Source organism: Phenylobacterium sp. (genome assembly GCF_041919955.1).
Classification (GTDB): Bacteria; Pseudomonadota; Alphaproteobacteria; order Caulobacterales; family Caulobacteraceae; genus Phenylobacterium.
Map to the genome: position 1 here is coordinate 20608 of NZ_JAYRSU010000027.1, position 15263 is coordinate 35870.

The 15263-nt window shown below is 67.0% G+C and carries 12 protein-coding genes and 1 tRNA gene; 10 read left to right on the forward strand and 3 right to left on the reverse strand.

Annotated elements, in window-relative coordinates; genetic code table 11:
* The 3 genes from ACE3T2_RS18505 to ACE3T2_RS18515 all read left to right on the forward strand — a co-directional run bounded on the left by ACE3T2_RS18505 (position 1) and on the right by ACE3T2_RS18515 (position 2953).
* On the forward strand, positions 1–342 hold the full coding sequence (locus ACE3T2_RS18505) for a DUF952 domain-containing protein (RefSeq protein ID WP_374660069.1): 342 nt from the start codon (positions 1–3) through the stop codon (positions 340–342).
* On the forward strand, positions 339–1379 hold the full coding sequence (locus ACE3T2_RS18510) for a quinone-dependent dihydroorotate dehydrogenase (RefSeq protein WP_374660071.1): 1041 nt from the start codon (positions 339–341) through the stop codon (positions 1377–1379). Before ACE3T2_RS18505 ends, ACE3T2_RS18510 begins: the two co-directional genes overlap by 4 nt.
* A gap of 80 nt (positions 1380–1459) precedes the next feature.
* A complete protein-coding gene (locus tag ACE3T2_RS18515) occupies positions 1460–2953 on the forward strand; it encodes a sensor histidine kinase (protein ID WP_374660073.1) in 1494 nt (497 codons plus the stop codon).
* Here ACE3T2_RS18515 and ACE3T2_RS18520 read toward each other — a convergent pair.
* On the reverse strand, positions 2950–4683 hold the full coding sequence (locus ACE3T2_RS18520) for a gamma-glutamyltransferase family protein (protein WP_374660075.1): 1734 nt from the start codon (positions 4681–4683) through the stop codon (positions 2950–2952). The two genes, ACE3T2_RS18515 and ACE3T2_RS18520, sit on opposite strands and share 4 nt — an antisense overlap.
* A 63-nt stretch (positions 4684–4746) precedes the next feature.
* On the opposite strand from ACE3T2_RS18520, the gene ACE3T2_RS18525 reads away from it, so the two are divergent.
* From ACE3T2_RS18525 to ACE3T2_RS18535, 3 genes are all read left to right on the forward strand, one after another.
* Positions 4747–5796: a P1 family peptidase gene (locus tag ACE3T2_RS18525; protein WP_374660077.1), complete on the forward strand. Its 1050-nt coding sequence runs from the start codon at positions 4747–4749 to the stop codon at positions 5794–5796.
* 105 nt (positions 5797–5901) lie between these two features.
* Positions 5902–7182, forward strand: a complete 1281-nt coding sequence (locus ACE3T2_RS18530; RefSeq protein WP_374660079.1) for a hypothetical protein — start codon at positions 5902–5904, stop codon at positions 7180–7182.
* Between the two features lie 97 nt (positions 7183–7279).
* A tRNA-Arg gene (locus ACE3T2_RS18535) sits at positions 7280–7356 on the forward strand.
* A gap of 27 nt (positions 7357–7383) precedes the next feature.
* On the opposite strand, the gene ACE3T2_RS18540 is transcribed toward ACE3T2_RS18535, so the two are convergent.
* Positions 7384–8502, reverse strand: coding sequence for a tyrosine-type recombinase/integrase (locus ACE3T2_RS18540; protein WP_374660081.1), 1119 nt, complete (start codon positions 8500–8502; stop codon positions 7384–7386).
* A gap of 243 nt (positions 8503–8745) precedes the next feature.
* Entirely contained in the window at positions 8746–9390 is a 645-nt protein-coding gene (locus ACE3T2_RS18545; protein WP_374660083.1) for a hypothetical protein, read from the reverse strand.
* Positions 9391–9585: 195 nt separating this feature from the next.
* Here ACE3T2_RS18545 and ACE3T2_RS18550 point away from each other — a divergent pair, with 195 nt between their 5' ends.
* The 4 genes from ACE3T2_RS18550 (at position 9586) to ACE3T2_RS18565 (ending at position 15258) form a co-directional block, all read left to right on the forward strand.
* Positions 9586–10212 carry a hypothetical protein gene (locus ACE3T2_RS18550; RefSeq protein WP_374660085.1) on the forward strand — a complete coding sequence of 209 codons (627 nt, stop codon included), beginning with the start codon at positions 9586–9588 and terminating at the stop codon, positions 10210–10212.
* 875 nt (positions 10213–11087) lie between these two features.
* Entirely contained in the window at positions 11088–12923 is a 1836-nt protein-coding gene (locus ACE3T2_RS18555; protein WP_374660087.1) for an N-6 DNA methylase, read from the forward strand.
* A complete protein-coding gene (locus ACE3T2_RS18560) occupies positions 12920–14218 on the forward strand; it encodes a restriction endonuclease subunit S (protein WP_374660089.1) in 1299 nt (432 codons plus the stop codon). Before ACE3T2_RS18555 ends, ACE3T2_RS18560 begins: the two co-directional genes overlap by 4 nt.
* A complete protein-coding gene (locus ACE3T2_RS18565) occupies positions 14215–15258 on the forward strand; it encodes a restriction endonuclease (RefSeq protein ID WP_374660091.1) in 1044 nt (347 codons plus the stop codon). Before ACE3T2_RS18560 ends, ACE3T2_RS18565 begins: the two co-directional genes overlap by 4 nt.
* Positions 15259–15263 lie beyond the last annotated feature (5 nt).

Here is a 15263-nt window from a genome sequence, read left to right on the forward strand (position 1 = left end):
GTGGGGCGCATCTACAAGATCCTGTCGCGGGCCGAATGGGACGCGGCCCGCGGCGCCGGCGTCTTCGCCGGGGCGGCGGTCGACCTCGCCGACGGCTTCATCCATTTCTCGACCGCGGCCCAGGCCGCCGAGACGGCGCGCCGCCACTTCGCCGGCCAGGCCGATCTGGTGGTGCTGGAGATCGAGGCCGACGACCTCGGCGAGGCGCTGAAGTGGGAGCCCTCGCGCGGCGGCGACCTCTTCCCGCATCTCTACGGGGCGTTGGCGACCGACAAGGTGCGCGCGGTGACCGAGGCGCCGCTCGGCGACGACGGCGTTCCGCAACTGGGGAACCTGGCATGAGCCTGCACGACATCGCCGCCCGCGCCCTGCATGTCCTCGATCCCGAGGACGCGCACCGATTCACCATCCGCGCCCTGGCCGCCGGACTGGGACCGCACGGCGGGGCGGACGATCCGATCCTGGCGACCACGGTGGCGGGCCTCGCCTTGCCCAACTGCGTGGGCCTGGCGCCGGGCTTCGACAAGAACGCGGAGGTGTTCGGCCCCATGCTGCGCGCCGGCTTCGGGTTCGTCGAATGCGGCACGGTCACGCCGCTGCCCCAGGCCGGCAATCCGCGACCGCGCCTGTTTCGGCTGCCGGAAGACCGCGCAGTGATCAACCGCATGGGATTCAACAACGAGGGGCTGGAGGCGTTCGCCGCGCGGCTCGCGCGGCGCGGCCCCGGCGTGGTCGGGGCCAATATCGGCGCCAACAAGGACGCCGAAGACCGCATCGCCGACTATGTCACCGGCCTGAAGCGGCTGTGGGGCCTGGCCTCCTACTTCACGGTCAACATCTCCTCGCCCAACACGCCGGGCCTGCGCGCATTGCAGACCAAGGCCGCGCTGGAGGAGCTGCTGGGCCGCGTGGCCGAGGCGCGGGACGCGCTGCCGCGCGAGGGCCTGGTCCCGATCTTCCTGAAGGTCGCGCCCGACCTGGAGGACGGCGAGGTCGAGGCCATCGTCGAAACCGTGGTGGGGGCGGGCCTTTCAGGGATCATCGTCTCGAACACCACGGTCTCGCGCGAGGGGCTCGCCTCGGCGAACGCGAGCGAGACCGGCGGCCTCTCCGGCCCGCCGCTGATGGCGCTCTCGACGCGGATGCTGGCCGCCTTCGCGCAGGCTGCGGCCGGTCGGGTGGCGCTGCTCGGTGCTGGCGGGATCGCCTCGGGGGCTGACGCCTACGCCAAGATCCGGGCCGGCGCCGAGGCCGTCCAACTCTATTCGGCGATGGTCTACGAGGGGCCAGGCGTGGTCACCCGCGTCAAGCGCGACCTGGCCGCTCGGCTGCGTGCGGACGGCTTCGCCAGCGTCGCCCAGGCCGTGGGCGCCCGTTGACGGTCAGCCCGTCCATTGTCGAGCTTGCGGCCAAACCCCGCGTTGCCGAACCGTTCCCGGTGAAGTAACGGGGAGTTGTGATGGCGGACGCCCCCTCTCCCCCGGCGCCCAAGCCGCCCGCGCGCCGCTTCTTCTGGCCGGGCGGTCTGTCCGCGCGTCTGCTGATTCTGACCATCCTGTTCGTCGCCGGCGCCAGCGCCTTCGCCTTGCCGGCCGCCCTGGCCTCGTTCGAGGAGCAGTGGCTGCTCGACCGCGTGCGCGCGGCCGAACTCGCCTCCATGGCCACCGAGGTCGCCCCTGACCAGGTGCTGAGCGAGAACCTGGCCTCGCAGCTGCGCGACACCGCCGGCGTGCAGACGGTCGCCATCCTCGACAACGACGGCAACCGCTTCCTGAAGGTGCCTGGCCCGCGGCTGGAAGAGCCGCCCTATCTGGTCGACCTGCGTGACCAGGCGCCGGCCTCCTGGCTGTCGGCGCCTTTCCAGACCCTGTTCGGGGGCGACGGCCGCATGGTGCGGGTGGTGGCCGAGCCGCGCTTCTACAAGGCCCAGTTTATCGAGGTGGTGGCGCCGGACACCGAACTGAAGGCCGAACTGCGCGACTATCTCTGGCGGCTGCTGGCGATCATGGGCTTCGTCTCGGTGCTGGCCGGCGGCCTGGTCTATCTGTCGCTCAACTACTTCCTGGTCCGGCCGATGCAGCGGATCACCCGCTCGATGGAGCGGTTCGCGGCCGATCCCGAGGATCTGGACGCGCATATCGACCCCTCCGGCCGTCGCGACGAGATCGGCCGCGCCGAGGTGCAGCTCGACCGAATGCAGGAGGAGCTGCGCGCCGCCCTGAACTCGCGGGCCCGCCTGGCAGCACTGGGCGAGGCGGTGGCCAAGATCAATCACGACCTGCGCAACATGCTGACCAGCGCCCAGATCGCGTCCGAGCGGCTGGCGGCGCTGAAGGACCCCAAGGTGACCCAGGCCCTGCCACGCCTGGAACGAGCGCTGGACCGGGCGGTGAAGCTGGCCACCGACGTGCTGACCTACGGCAAGACCGAGGAGGCCGCGCCCGATGCGCGCGCGACCCCGCTGTCGCCTGCACTGGAGGCGGCCTCGGAAGAAGCGCGGCTGTCCCCCGATGGCATGCAGCTGGTCTCGCTGGTGGCCGAGGATGAGCAGGTGAACGCCGACCCCGACCAGCTGCACCGTATCCTCGTCAACCTGATGCGCAACGCGCGCGAGGCGGTGGAGCTGCAGGCCGACCGCGATCGGCCGGGAAGGATCGAGGTGACGCTGTCCCAGGCCGACGGCGTCAGCATTATCCGCTTGGCCGACAACGGACCGGGCGTTTCGGAGCGCGCGCGCGAGCGGCTGTTCCAGCCCTTCGCCGGATCGACCCGGCCGGGCGGCGCGGGCCTTGGCCTGGCTATCGCCCGCGAGCTGGCCCAGGGCCATGGCGGGGATTTGCTGCTGGCGGAGACGGGGCCGCAGGGCTCGGTCTTCGAGCTGCGTCTGCCAGGAACCCCGCCGCCGCTGGCGCCGCCGCCGAAGCGGCGGCGCACCAAGACCTCGGAAGCCTAGAACCCTTTCGCGACGCCCTCGCGGCGGTCGTCGGCGCCGCCTTGCAGGCCTTGCGGCGTCACCTTGACCCCGTGCAGGCCGGAACCCTCGCCGCCGCTGCCCCTGAAGACCACGCCCTTGGCGGCCAGGGCGTCGACGACGCCCGGCGCATAGCGGGCCGGCTCGGAGGCGAAGCTGTCGCCGCGCGCCACCAGGTTGGGCAGCCTGAAGGCGTCGTCGACGCTCATCTTCCAGTCCAGGATCGCGACCAGGGCCTTGAGGTTATAGGCTAGGATCGAGTTGCCGCCCGGCGAGCCGACGGCGGCGACGAACCGGCCCTGGCGGTCCAGCACGATGGCCGGGGCCATGGACGAGCGCGGCCGCTTGCCGGGAGCCACCGCGTTGGCCGCCTGCGTCCCGTCGGCGTTCTTCGGCGACCACGAGAAGTCGGTCAGCTGGTTGTTCAGGAAGAAGCCGCCGACCATGCGGCCGGTGCCGAAGATGCTCTCGACGGTGGTGGTCATCGAGACCACGTCGCCCGCCGCATCGACCACCACGAAGTGCGAGGTGCCGCCGGGCTCGTTGGTCGCGTCGGGCGCCAGGGCGCCGGCCCCGCGTGGCTTGCCGGGCGCCGGGGCGGGGCCGGCGACCTCGCCGATCAGCTTGGCGCGTTCGGCGACATAGGCCGGATCCAGCAGGCCCTCGATCGGCACCGGGGTGAAGTCGGGGTCGCCGAAATAGCGGTCGCGGTCGGCGTACATCAGGCGGCTGGCCTGAGTGAACAGGAACCAGGACTGGGCGTCGGCCGGGCCGCGTTCGGCGATGTCGGTGTTGGCGAGGATGCCCAGCGCTTCCAGCAGCGCCGCCCCGCTGGACGGCGCATTGGGCACGCAGACCACATAGATGCGATAGGGCCGGCAGACCGCGTCGCCGACCTTGGGCTTGTAGGCCTTCAGATCGGTCAGGGTCATGGTCCCGGGGCGCGGGCCCTCGGCGATCTTGGCGACGATGGCCTGCGCCAGCGAGCCTTCCAGGATCGCCTTGGGGCCCTCGGCCGCGATCTTGCGCACGGTGGCGGCGTAGGCCGGGTTTTTCAGCACGTCGCCGGCCTGATAGCGCTGGCCGTCGGGCTTGGTGAAATAGGCCTTGGCGTCGTCGGTCTGGCCCTGCGGGAACGGGCCGGCGATCATCCCGGCGAGGCGAGGGCTGACCACAAAGCCGTCGGCGGCCAGACGCTCGGCGTCGCCGAACAGGTCCTTCCAGGCGATCTTGCCGTGCTGGGCCTGGGCCATGGCCAGCATCGCCACCGCGCCGGGCACGCCCGTCGCCTTGCCGCTGGTCACCGCGGCGGGATAGCCGAGCGGCTTGCCGTTCTCGAGGAACATGTCAGGGGTCGCCCCGGCCGGTGCGGTCTCGCGGCCGTTATAGGCGATCACCTTCTTGGTCTTCGCGTCGTAGTAGGTGAGGAAGGCGCCGCCGCCGAGGCCAGAGCTCTGGGGCTCGACCAGGCCGAGCACCGCCTGGACCGCCACCGCCGCATCGACCGCCGAGCCGCCCTTGCGCAGCACGGCCAGGCCCGCCTCGACCGCCAGCGGGTTGGCGGCTGCGACCATCACCTGGCCGGAGGCCGCCGTACCGGACGGGGCGGCGGAGGATGCGGAGGAGGTGGAGGGGGGCTGCGTCTGGGGCGTGGCGCAGGCGGCGAGGGTCAAGGCGAGCGGAACGGCGACAAAACGCTTGAAATGAAACACGGGCGACCACGCGAGCGGCAGGGGAGGAAAACGCCACCATAGCGATCCGCGCGTGGACAACAAATGCGCAGGCTGCTTTCGATGCCGCCCATGACCCAGAACGCCGCCCCCGGACCGCGAAACCTGATCACCGACGTACCCGGCCTGCAGGTCGGCCAGGCCCATGACGAGGCCGCCCGTACCGGCGTCACGGTGATCTTGCCGGACGACAGGGCCGTAGCCGGCTGCGACGTGCGCGGTGGGGGGCCGGGCACGCGCGAGACCGACGCCCTGGCGCCCGAGAACCTGGTCGATGCGGTGGACGCCGTCGTGCTGTCTGGCGGATCGGTCTACGGCCTGGCCGCCGCCGACGGCGTGGTGGCCTGGCTGGGCGCGCGCGGCCGCGGCTATGGTCTGGTGACCAGCGACGGCGTTCCGCGCTCGCCGGTCGTGCCGGGCGCGATCCTCTACGACCTGGCCAATGGCGGCGACAAGCGCTGGGGCGAGGAGCCGCCCTACCGGCGGCTGGGACGAGAGGCGGTGGAGGCGGCCTCGACCGACTTCGCGCTCGGCACGGCGGGCGGCGGCTACGGCGCCATGGCCGGGAAGCTGAAGGGCGGCGCCGGCTCGGCCTCGGCGGTCACCGCCGACGGGATCACGGTCGGGGCGCTGGTGCTGGTCAATTCGTTCGGGTCGGTGGTCGCGCCGAACAGCGGAACGTTCTGGTCCGCCCCCTACGAGATGGGCGCCGAGTTCGGCGGCCGGGGCGCGGGCGGCCTGGCCGCGGCGGGGGACGACTGGGGCCTGGCCAAGTCCGATCCCAAGGCGCGGATGAACACCACCATCGCCTGCGTCGCCACCGACATCGCCCTGACGCCCGCCCAGGCCCGCCGCGTGGCCATCATGGCCCAGGACGGCCTGGCCCGCGCCATCCGGCCCGTGCATGCGCCGTTCGACGGCGACGTCGTCTTCGCCCTCTCGACCGCGCGCCGGCCGCTGCCGGAGGCGGCCGATTTCGCCGTGGCGCGGATCGGGGCCCTGGCGGCCGACGTTCTGGCGCGGGCGGTCGCGCGCGGGGTGTATGAGGCGCGGGCCTGGGTCGGCGCCGAGGACTGGCGTTCGACCTTCGGCTGACCGGTTTGGTCGCGCCTTCGGAGCATTTCGGCGATTTGCCGGACCTTCGCCTTCGCCTAGGGTCTAGGGACCCGCGCGAACGACGATCTCTGAAGGGAGAAACCCATGCAATGGGTTCGAGCGGCTGCGCTTGCGGCCGGCGCGGGTCTGATGGCCCATGGCGCGGATGCGCAGACCAAGCAGCAGGTGACCGGCCCGGTCGCGACCTACTGGATGAGCGCCCAGACCGCGACCGGCTTCGGCGCGATGGGCGGCGGGGGCGAGCCCAGCGCCGGCGCCATGATGGGCATGATGATGGGAGGCGGTGGGCAAAACCTGTCGAAGAGCCTCACCCTTCAGCTCGGGTCGACGCGAAAGGCGAACGGCGAGCCCGCCGCCGAGCACCTCCCGCCGGCGGCCCTGCGCGCGGGCCAGAGCCTGCCGCTGCTGACACCCAGGAAGGTGGAGGGCGGCGAGCGCCCGACCGACTACTCGGCCGTGCCCGGCGCCTACAAGCCCAAGGGCAAGATGCTGATCTACTGGGGCTGCGGCGAACACGCCAAGGCCGGCCAGCCGGTGGTGATCGACTTCGCAAAGGTGGCGGCGGGCCAGGTCCCGCCGGGCATGGCGGCGCTGGCCGGCCAGTTCGGAACCCCGATGCAGCCGCCTTCCGCCGGCCGAAGCGCGACCTACGGCGAATGGCCCAACGAGAAGACCAGGACCAGCGTGCCCGCCGCCGGCTCGCTGGTCGGCGATCACCTGATCCGCGGCAACTACAGCCCCGACATCAGGTTCGCCCTGGCCGCCGAGCAGGATTTCCTGGGGCCGCTGAACCTGACGAAGAACCAGGTCTCGCCGGGCGGCTCCGGCCTGATCGGCTGGAACCCGGTCGCCAACGCCAAGGGCTATCTCGCCACCGCCGTCGGTGCGGCCGAGGACGGAACCGTGGTGCTCTGGTCATCGAGCGAGGTGCAGGCCTCCGCCTTCGCCCTGCCGGATTATCTCAGCAACGCCGACCTGACGCGGCTGGTCGCCTCGCGGGCGCTCATGGCTCCTGCGACCACCAGCTGCACGATCCCGCAGGAAGTGGTGAAGGTCGCGCCGAACGCCATGGTCCAGCTCGCCGCCTACGGCGCGGAGACAAACATCTCCTATCCGCCGCGACCTGCCGACCCGAAGGTGGCCTGGAACATCGATTGGACGTTGAAGGTCCGCTACCGGTCCCAGACCGGCGGGATTCTTGGCATGGACGCACGGTCTATGGGCATGGGGGCGATGGGCGAGGCGGACGAGGCCCCCCGTGGGGCGCCGGGCCAGCGCGGCCCGCAGCCCAGGTCTCCACTGGGCGTTCCGGGCCTCGGCGGGGCTATTCTCAAGGGTCTGGGAGGCCGGCTTCCGGGCCTCTGAAAAAGAAAATCGGCCGGGGCGAAATTTTTGTCTCGCCCCGGCTTGCCAACCTGCGCGGCCCCGACTAGGTTCCGCGCCCTCGCCGTAAGGCAACAGCGCGCCCGTAGCTCAGCTGGATAGAGCATCAGACTACGAATCTGAGGGTCGGACGTTCGAATCGTTCCGGGCGCGCCACTTTTTCCCCTTGTATACATTGGGGTTTCAGCCTTTTTGGTTGGTGCGGACCTGCGCCTTTTGAGCGCCGGTTTGCAGCTGGTTTGCAAATTCTGTTGCCTTGGCGTTCTCGAACTGAGCGATCGCTTGGTTCGCCAGATGCCGAGTCGGCGACAGGTAGACCTCCAGGATCCGAGTCGCCGTCGCCAGTGAGTGCTGGGTGATCGCCACGATCTGAGCCACGCTGCAGCCCGCCTCTGCGAGCATGGTCACCGCGGTGCCTCGCAGATCATGAAAATGGAGCGGCGAGCCCTCAAGGCCGGCGAGCGTCATGGCGCCGTCCCACTGGTGGCCGAAATAGCGGGCCGTGAACGGCCTTCCTTCCTTCGTGGTCAAGATGACCGCCGAATGCCGCTCCATGCCGTCCAGCATCGCGCGGAGGGCCTTCGTGCAGGGGATGGTGACCAGCGGAGCCTTCTGGCCGCCGCGTTGGTTCTTGCCGATGCGCAGGGTGAGGTTAGCGCCGTCGTAGTTGCTCCAGCAGAGCTTCCGGATGTCGCCCTGCCGTAGGCCAGTATGAAGAGCCAGGATCAGCGCGCGCTGCATCGCCAGCGGCGCTGCGCCCATGAACGCCTCGATGTCGGCCGGTAGCCAGATGATATCTGATCTGTCCGATCGATAGAGACGCTTGAAGCCCTTCAGGTGGTTGGTGTCGATCCGGCCATTGTCCACCGCCCAGCTGAGCATCGCGGAGATCACCGACAGCCTATAGTCGGCCTCACGGGCGCCGGAAGCCGTGGCCACGGCGGCGCGCCAGGCCAGCAGCGGGGCCTTCACCTTCGGATTGTTCAACGCCGCGATCGGAAGGTCGCCGAACTCGATCTCGGCGAAGGTGAGTTTGCGCAGGTACTCCTTGCGTGTGCTGTCGGCGAGCTGAGTCTTGAACTCGGGCGACATCGTGTAGTCGCGGATAAGGCTGGCAAACACCCCGGTGGAGTGACGCTCTCGGACGAGCTGCTCGGCGCGGGCATAGGACGCGACGAACTCCGGCGAGCCAGGTTCGCCCTCGAGGCGCGCGCCGGTTTCGCGGTGATAGTAGTAGCGAGCGACGCGGCCGTTGCTGAGCCGCTTCTTGACGGTATTGATACCCCTAAGCGCGACGCGCATTGCGCTTGCTCTCCCACATAGTCAGCGGGTCGTTGACTTCCCGTTCGGTGAGCAGCCCGCTAAGGCGATCCATGGCCTGTTCCAAGAGTACGCGGTCAATGCGACCGCCCGGCAGTGTTGGATTGGGGTAGTCTCCGCGCGCCCGTGCTGTGGCGAACGTACCCTCGCTTAGGCCTGCAAGCGCCGCGGCCTGTGACACTGTAAGGCCTCTGGGGGTGAGGCCCTGTGGGAGTGGCGATCTCTTCAATCCACGGGCCTCGGAAACGCGTACACGGGGCTCGGTTCGTCGCGCAGGCAGCGAACAACAGCTTCAAAGATCGGGGGCAGAAGGGTAACCGAGGATCGCTTCCATCTAAGCTCGGTCGTCGTGTGCCGCAGGGCTTGCTGCGTCTCGGCGAACACGAAACGAACCAGCCGTCCATCGGAGGTGGTGACCTCTAGGTCCGCCGACCAGCCACGCTGATCGAAGGTGGTCTCAAGTTGAATCGACTGCGGAAGCCAGATCTCGGCCCCGTCTTCGTTTTGAACTCGAGGCTTCGGGCGAATTCTCCGAAGCCCGGTGGCGCCAATTTTGGGTAGCTCAAATTCGTTGAGCAGCCTGGCGATGACGTGGATCAGTTCATCGCCCGCGTTGATGTTGAGGTTGCTCGGGACTGTGGCGGCCTTCTGGCGCCCATCGGGGGCGCCTCGCTTCCAAGTAAGCGACTTCTCCAGGGCGGCGGCTGACAAGCGAGCTACGGTCGCTGCAGCCTTGGTGTTGTCGCCTGGGGCGCCCACGCCAAGAAGGAGACTGGCGGCATCGAAATTCGTCATCGATGCCGCGCTGCGGCCGCGGCCACCTGTTGTAATAAATCCGCCCTCGCGAAGGCTGCGAGCGATCACCGTCACGCTTGCCTCCGGTTCGCCGGAGGTCTCTGCGACGGTCCTAATCAGGGTGGAGAGCCAAGCCATTTCCATTCGTAACAAGTGCAAATGGATCGCGCAACGCCATCCGCAAATATTCCAAATGGGAGCCCGGCGGCGGAGGCCTGCTTCTTTGCAGGGGCGGCCTGCGGAGATAGCCTTGAGGGGAGAGAGTTGACCGTGGATCTTTACGTAGTCGTCGACCAGGTGAGCGGGTTGGTAAAGATTGGAACGAGCCAAGATACGAGATCTCGCAGGCCTGGTATCGGGTTCATTCGAGATTTTTCGAAGAGTTACATCGTGAAAGGCCTCGACAAATTCGAGGCGAGAAAGGTCGAGGCCTCCATCAAGAGGAGATTCTCTGCTCACAGATTGCAGAGGGGGCCGGAGTGGACAGAGACGTTCCGACCTGAGACCTACGAAGACATTGGTCGCCATATTGACTCGTTGAGGCCCTTTGTGGGGCTCGGAGCTGTCGTCAGCCTAAGTGGCGTAGTTCGTGACATTCCTGGAGTGTTGGTGTCCCGGCCGGCCGCGGCGATCGTTGACTATCCCGCGGCCGCGCTCATCACATCGACCGAGATCGTGCGTGCGGCGGGTTATGCTGGGATCCAGGGTACCGTCTACAGCAATGTGGCCCGGAGACTGAGGATGTTCTGCGAGGAGAATTTAGACCTCGGCGATCCCGTACGCGCTGACGTCTGGCGTTTTCCCGCTCGCGCTGTTTCAGCCTGGTGGCTGGGCGAAGGAAGATCCTACGTCGCGCGCGAGATAGAGAAGCGAGAAAAGCCCCGTCGCACTCGGTGAACGAGCCCAGGTTCGCACGGACGCCTCCCAGGTTGGAAGTGTGTGGCTCCAGCCAGTCCGCTTAGGCGAAAGGCATCGTTGTGGGGGCAGGTGGCGGAGCTGAGCGTGCATCGCTACTGGGAAGGCGGGGAAGGGGCCCGCGTTCGCGCTGCTCGTCGTTCCTCATCTCGCCGAGCAAATTCTGACAGCCCATAGTACAGGGCGATGGGAACTGACGCGACGCTCAGGACGAGGGCGAAGTTCTTTGCAAGCTCAATCATGGTCATTGGGATGCCTTCAAGCTCGATCCCTCCACTATACGCGGTCTCGCGCTTTGTGTGCGGCTGCCCTGAACGAGGTGGCGACGGGAAGCGGATGATCGCGCGCTCCCGAGGGCTCGCCCGGCGCCAGGCGGAGGGTGATGCGTTGGCCGAGTACGGCAACGCTGTCCGCCATCTATGAAGCCTAGTGCAACGTCGGACGGGGGATTGATTTGCGGCGGAAGCCGCCGTGCGCCTCGCAGAGGACATGGCCGTAGAGCGCCCGCAGGGGGCGAGTAAGGGCTGTAATGTGGGACCACTTGTGGGCCTACATTACATATCTTGCCTCTCGTTTTGTGATTTTAAGTGAAATTGAGCGGAAATCGAAGCGGCTGCCGAGGTGTTTCCGCTTATTTCCGCTTATTTCCGCTTATTCTCACTCGTGCTCACTTATTTTCACTTGTCTCACCCGTCTTCTGGAGACGTGGCTGGATGCTCATCGCCTCGCCACTTCTCCGGCAGCCCTGGGTGGTGGATGAAAGCGCCCGCGCCCAATCGTGGGCGCTAGCGCGTACGATCGGCTTGCCTGTGCGGGCACGCTGATGTGCTATCCCGCCTAGTTCGGGGGACGTGCGTATGAACCATCAATCGTTGTCGGCTTTCATCTGGTCGGTCGCGGACCTGCTTCGCGGGGACTACAAGCAGTCGGACTATGGCAAGGTCATCCTGCCGTTCACGGTGCTGCGGCGGCTGGACTGCGTGCTGGAAGCCACCAAACCGGCGGTCCTGGAAGAGCTGGCCAAGCGCGAGGCGGCGGGTGTCAATCCCGAGCCGTTCCTGCTGCGGGCCGCCAAGCAAAGCTTCTACAACACGTCTAAACTGGACATGGGCCGGCTGGTTGGCGACCCCGACCACATCGCCGCCAACCTCTACGCCTACATCCAGGCTTTCTCTCCAGCCGTGCGCGACATCTTCGAGCGCTTCGAGTTCTTCACTCAGGTCGACAAGCTGGCCAAGGCGGGCCTGCTCTACCAGGTCACCGAGAAGTTCGCCCGCATCGACCTGCACCCGGAGGCGGTCGACAATCACCAGATGGGTTTGGCCTTCGAGGAGCTGATCCGCAAGTTCGCCGAGCTGTCCAACGAGACCGCCGGGGAGCACTTCACGCCCCGCGAGGTCATCGGGCTGATGGTCAGCCTGCTGTTCGTCGAGGACGACGACGCCCTGTCCAAGCCCGGCGTGGTCCGCACCATCTACGACCCGACGGCGGGCACCGGCGGCATGCTGTCGGTCGCCGAAGAGCGCCTGTCCGGGCACAATCCCGGCGCGCGTCTGACCATGTTCGGCCAGGAGCTGAACGACGAGTCCTACGCCATCTGTAAGGCCGACATGTTGATCAAGGGTCAGGACGTCGGAAACATCGTTGCCGGCAACACCCTGTCCGAAGACGGCCACATGGGTCGGAAGTTCGACTACATGCTGTCCAACCCACCGTTCGGCGTGGAGTGGAAGAAGGTCGAGAAGATCGTCCGCGCCGAGCATGAGCAGCAGGGCTTCGCAGGCCGCTTCGGCCCCGGCCTGCCGCGCGTCTCGGATGGCTCGCTGCTTTTTCTGCTGCACCTGTTGTCCAAGATGCGGCCGGCCCAGGACGGCGGCAGCCGGTTCGGCATCGTGCTCAACGGTTCGCCTCTGTTCACGGGCGGGGCTGGCAGCGGCGAGAGCGAGATCCGCCGCTATCTGCTAGAGAACGACCTGGTCGAGGCGATCGTCGCCCTGCCGACCGACATGTTCTACAACACCGGCATCGCCACCTATGTCTGGATCGTCTCCAACCGCAAACCGGCGGCGCGCAGGGGCCAGCTGCAGCTGATCGACGCCAGCGGCTTCTGGCAGAAGATGCGCAAGTCCCTGGGCTCCAAGCGCAAGGAGATGGGCGAGGACGACATCGCTCTGATCACTAAGCTGTTCGGCGATTTCGTTGAGGCCCAGATCGCCACGGTGTTCGACGCGGGCGGCAAGGAGACCGGTAAGGTTGTGGTGCGGGCCGGCGAGGCCCCGCCCCCCGCGCCCGAAGGCGGCAAGGTCAAGCTCGCGCCCCTGTCGCGGATCTTCCGCAACGAGATCTTCGGCTACCGCACCATCACCGTCGAGCGCCCCCTGCTCGACCAGGCCGGCGCGCCGATGGTCGGCCAGAAGGGCAAGAACAAGGGCAAGCCCGTCGCCGACAGCGCCCGCCGCGACACCGAGAACGTGCCGCTGACCGAGGACGTCGACGCCTACTTCGCCCGTGAGGTGCTGCCGCACGCCCCCGACGCCTGGATCGACGAGGACAAGACCAAGACTGGCTACGAGATCCCCTTCAATCGCCACTTCTACGTTTTCGAGCCGCCGCGTGATCTCGCGGAAATCGACGCCGACCTGCGCGAGGTGACCGACCGGATCAAGGCGATGATCGAAGGGCTGGCGGCGTGAGCTTTCCGGCTTACGAGCTCTGCGAGGCGGGCGGAGAGGACTGGGTCGGGCAGACCCCGGCCGGTTGGGCGATGACACCGCTCAAGTACATAGCGGATTTCGTCAATGGAGCCGCGTTCAAGCCTGACGAGTGGGATGAAGTCGGAACGCCAATTATCCGCATCCAAAACCTAAACGGTGGCAATGATTTCAACTTTTACGCTGGAGAGGTGGATCCGCGACACCATGTGGTGGCTGGCGATCTCCTTTTCGGATGGTCCGGAAATCGAGGCACTTCCTTCGGGCCCTTTCGATGGAGCGGAGCGGGCCTGCACTATCTCAATCAGCACATCTTCAAGGTGGAGAGCATCCGCTGCGACAAGCAGTGGCTCTACTGGTGTCTGAAGGGAGTAACCGAATACGTTGAGCAAGAGGCGCATGGCATCATTGGCATGGTGCATGTGACCAAAGGCCGTTTGACCAGCATCAAAGTGCCGTTGCCGAGCCGTCACGAGCAGCGTGCCATCGCCGCCTTCCTCGACCGGGAGACCGCCAAGATCGACGCGCTGGTGGAGGCGCAGCGGCGACTGATCGAACTGCTGAAGGAGAAGCGGCAGGCTGTCATCTCCCACGCTGTGACCAAGGGCCTCGATCCCTCCGCCCCGATGAAGGATTCGAGCGTCGAGTGGCTCGGCCAAGTGCCGGCGCATTGGGACCTTGAACGGGCGAAGTTCATTTTCTCCAGGTCGGATCTTCCTCCGCCAGAAGACGCAGAAGTCGTTACCTGTTTCAGGGATGGACAGGTCACGCTCAGACGCAACCGGCGGGAAGACGGTTTCACTTTCGCCGTGCTTGAAGTTGGCTATCAAGGCATCCAGCCGGGGCAGCTAGTGTTGCACTCGATGGATGCGTTTGCAGGTGCGATCGGGGTCTCCGACTCGGCTGGAAAGTGCTCACCTGAATATCTCGTCTGTGATCCCCTCAACGAGCAAACGAGTGCTGCTTATTATGGCCTTCTGCTTCGCTTGATGGCCTTGCGAGGCTTCATCTTGGCGGTCTGTCCGTCAGTGCGAGAGCGTGCTCCGCGTATCCGATTCCCGGATTTTGGCGATCTATTGCTACCGCGCCCGCCAGAGGCTGAGCAGTCAGCCATCGCCGCCCACATTGCCCGAGAGACGGCAAAACTCGACACTCTTTGCGAAGTAGCTGAGGCAGCTTCCGCAGTCCTCCAAGAACGCCGCGCTGCCCTGATCTCGGCCGCTGTCACGGGTAAGATCGACGTGCGCGGCCTAGTCCAGATGACGGAGGCGGCATGACGAGGCTCTGGATCGTCCGCGCCGGCCGTCATGGCGAGCGGGAGCTTGACGCCATCACCCAGGGACGGTTGCTGCCCGGCTTCAACGAGCTGGGCGACCTGTCGGGCCTGAAGGACAGGGACGCCATCAGCGGCGCCCTGGCGGCTGCCGATCCACAGGGCGGCAAGAACACCCAGCGAAATTTCGCCGCTCAGCTAAATCAATTCGTGAACACCATTGCGGTCGGCGACCTGGTGGTGCTTCCCCGCAAGGTTACCAGCGGCGTCGCCATCGGCCGTGTAACCGGGCCCTACGCCTACCAGTCGGGCGGCGTCTGCCCGCACACCCGCGCCGTCGATTGGCTGAACGAGGCCGTGCCACGTGAGGCCTTCGCCCAGGACCTGCGTCACTCCTTCGGGGCCTTCATGACCATTTGCGAGGTCAAGCGGAACGAGGCCCTGGCCCGCGTCGAGGCCGTAATCAAGACCGGCAAGGACCCCGGCCCACTACTGGGCAAGCAGGGCGTGGTTTCGGTCAAGGCGCCGGTCGAGGACGCCGAGGCCGAAGATGTTGAGCTGGACGTCGAAGACATCGCCCGCCAGCAGATCATCGCCCTGATCAAGTCGGCGTTTGCCGGCCATGACCTGGCCAATCTGGTGGCCGAGATCCTGCGCATTGAAGGCTATGTCACAAAGGTCTCGCCGCCCGGCCCTGACGGTGGGGTAGACATTCTGGCGGCCGGCGGCCGGCTGGGCCTGGGCGAGGATCGCATCTGCGTCCAGGTGAAGTCGGGCGATGCTCCGGCCAATCAGGAGGTGGTGTTGAAGTTGATGGGCTCGGTTCAGGCGGCCAAGGCGCGCACCGGTCTCTTGGTCAGTATCGCCGGCGTCAACGGCGCAGCCCAAAAGCTGATCGACAACGAGTTCTTCTCGGTGCGCCTGTGGCAGATGCCCGAACTGCTGACCGCCCTGTTCGCCAGCTACAGTCAGCTGTCCGACGAGACCCGCGCCGAGATCCCCCTCAAGCAGATCTGGGCCCCGGTGGCCGGCGTCGACGCCTAGGAGCG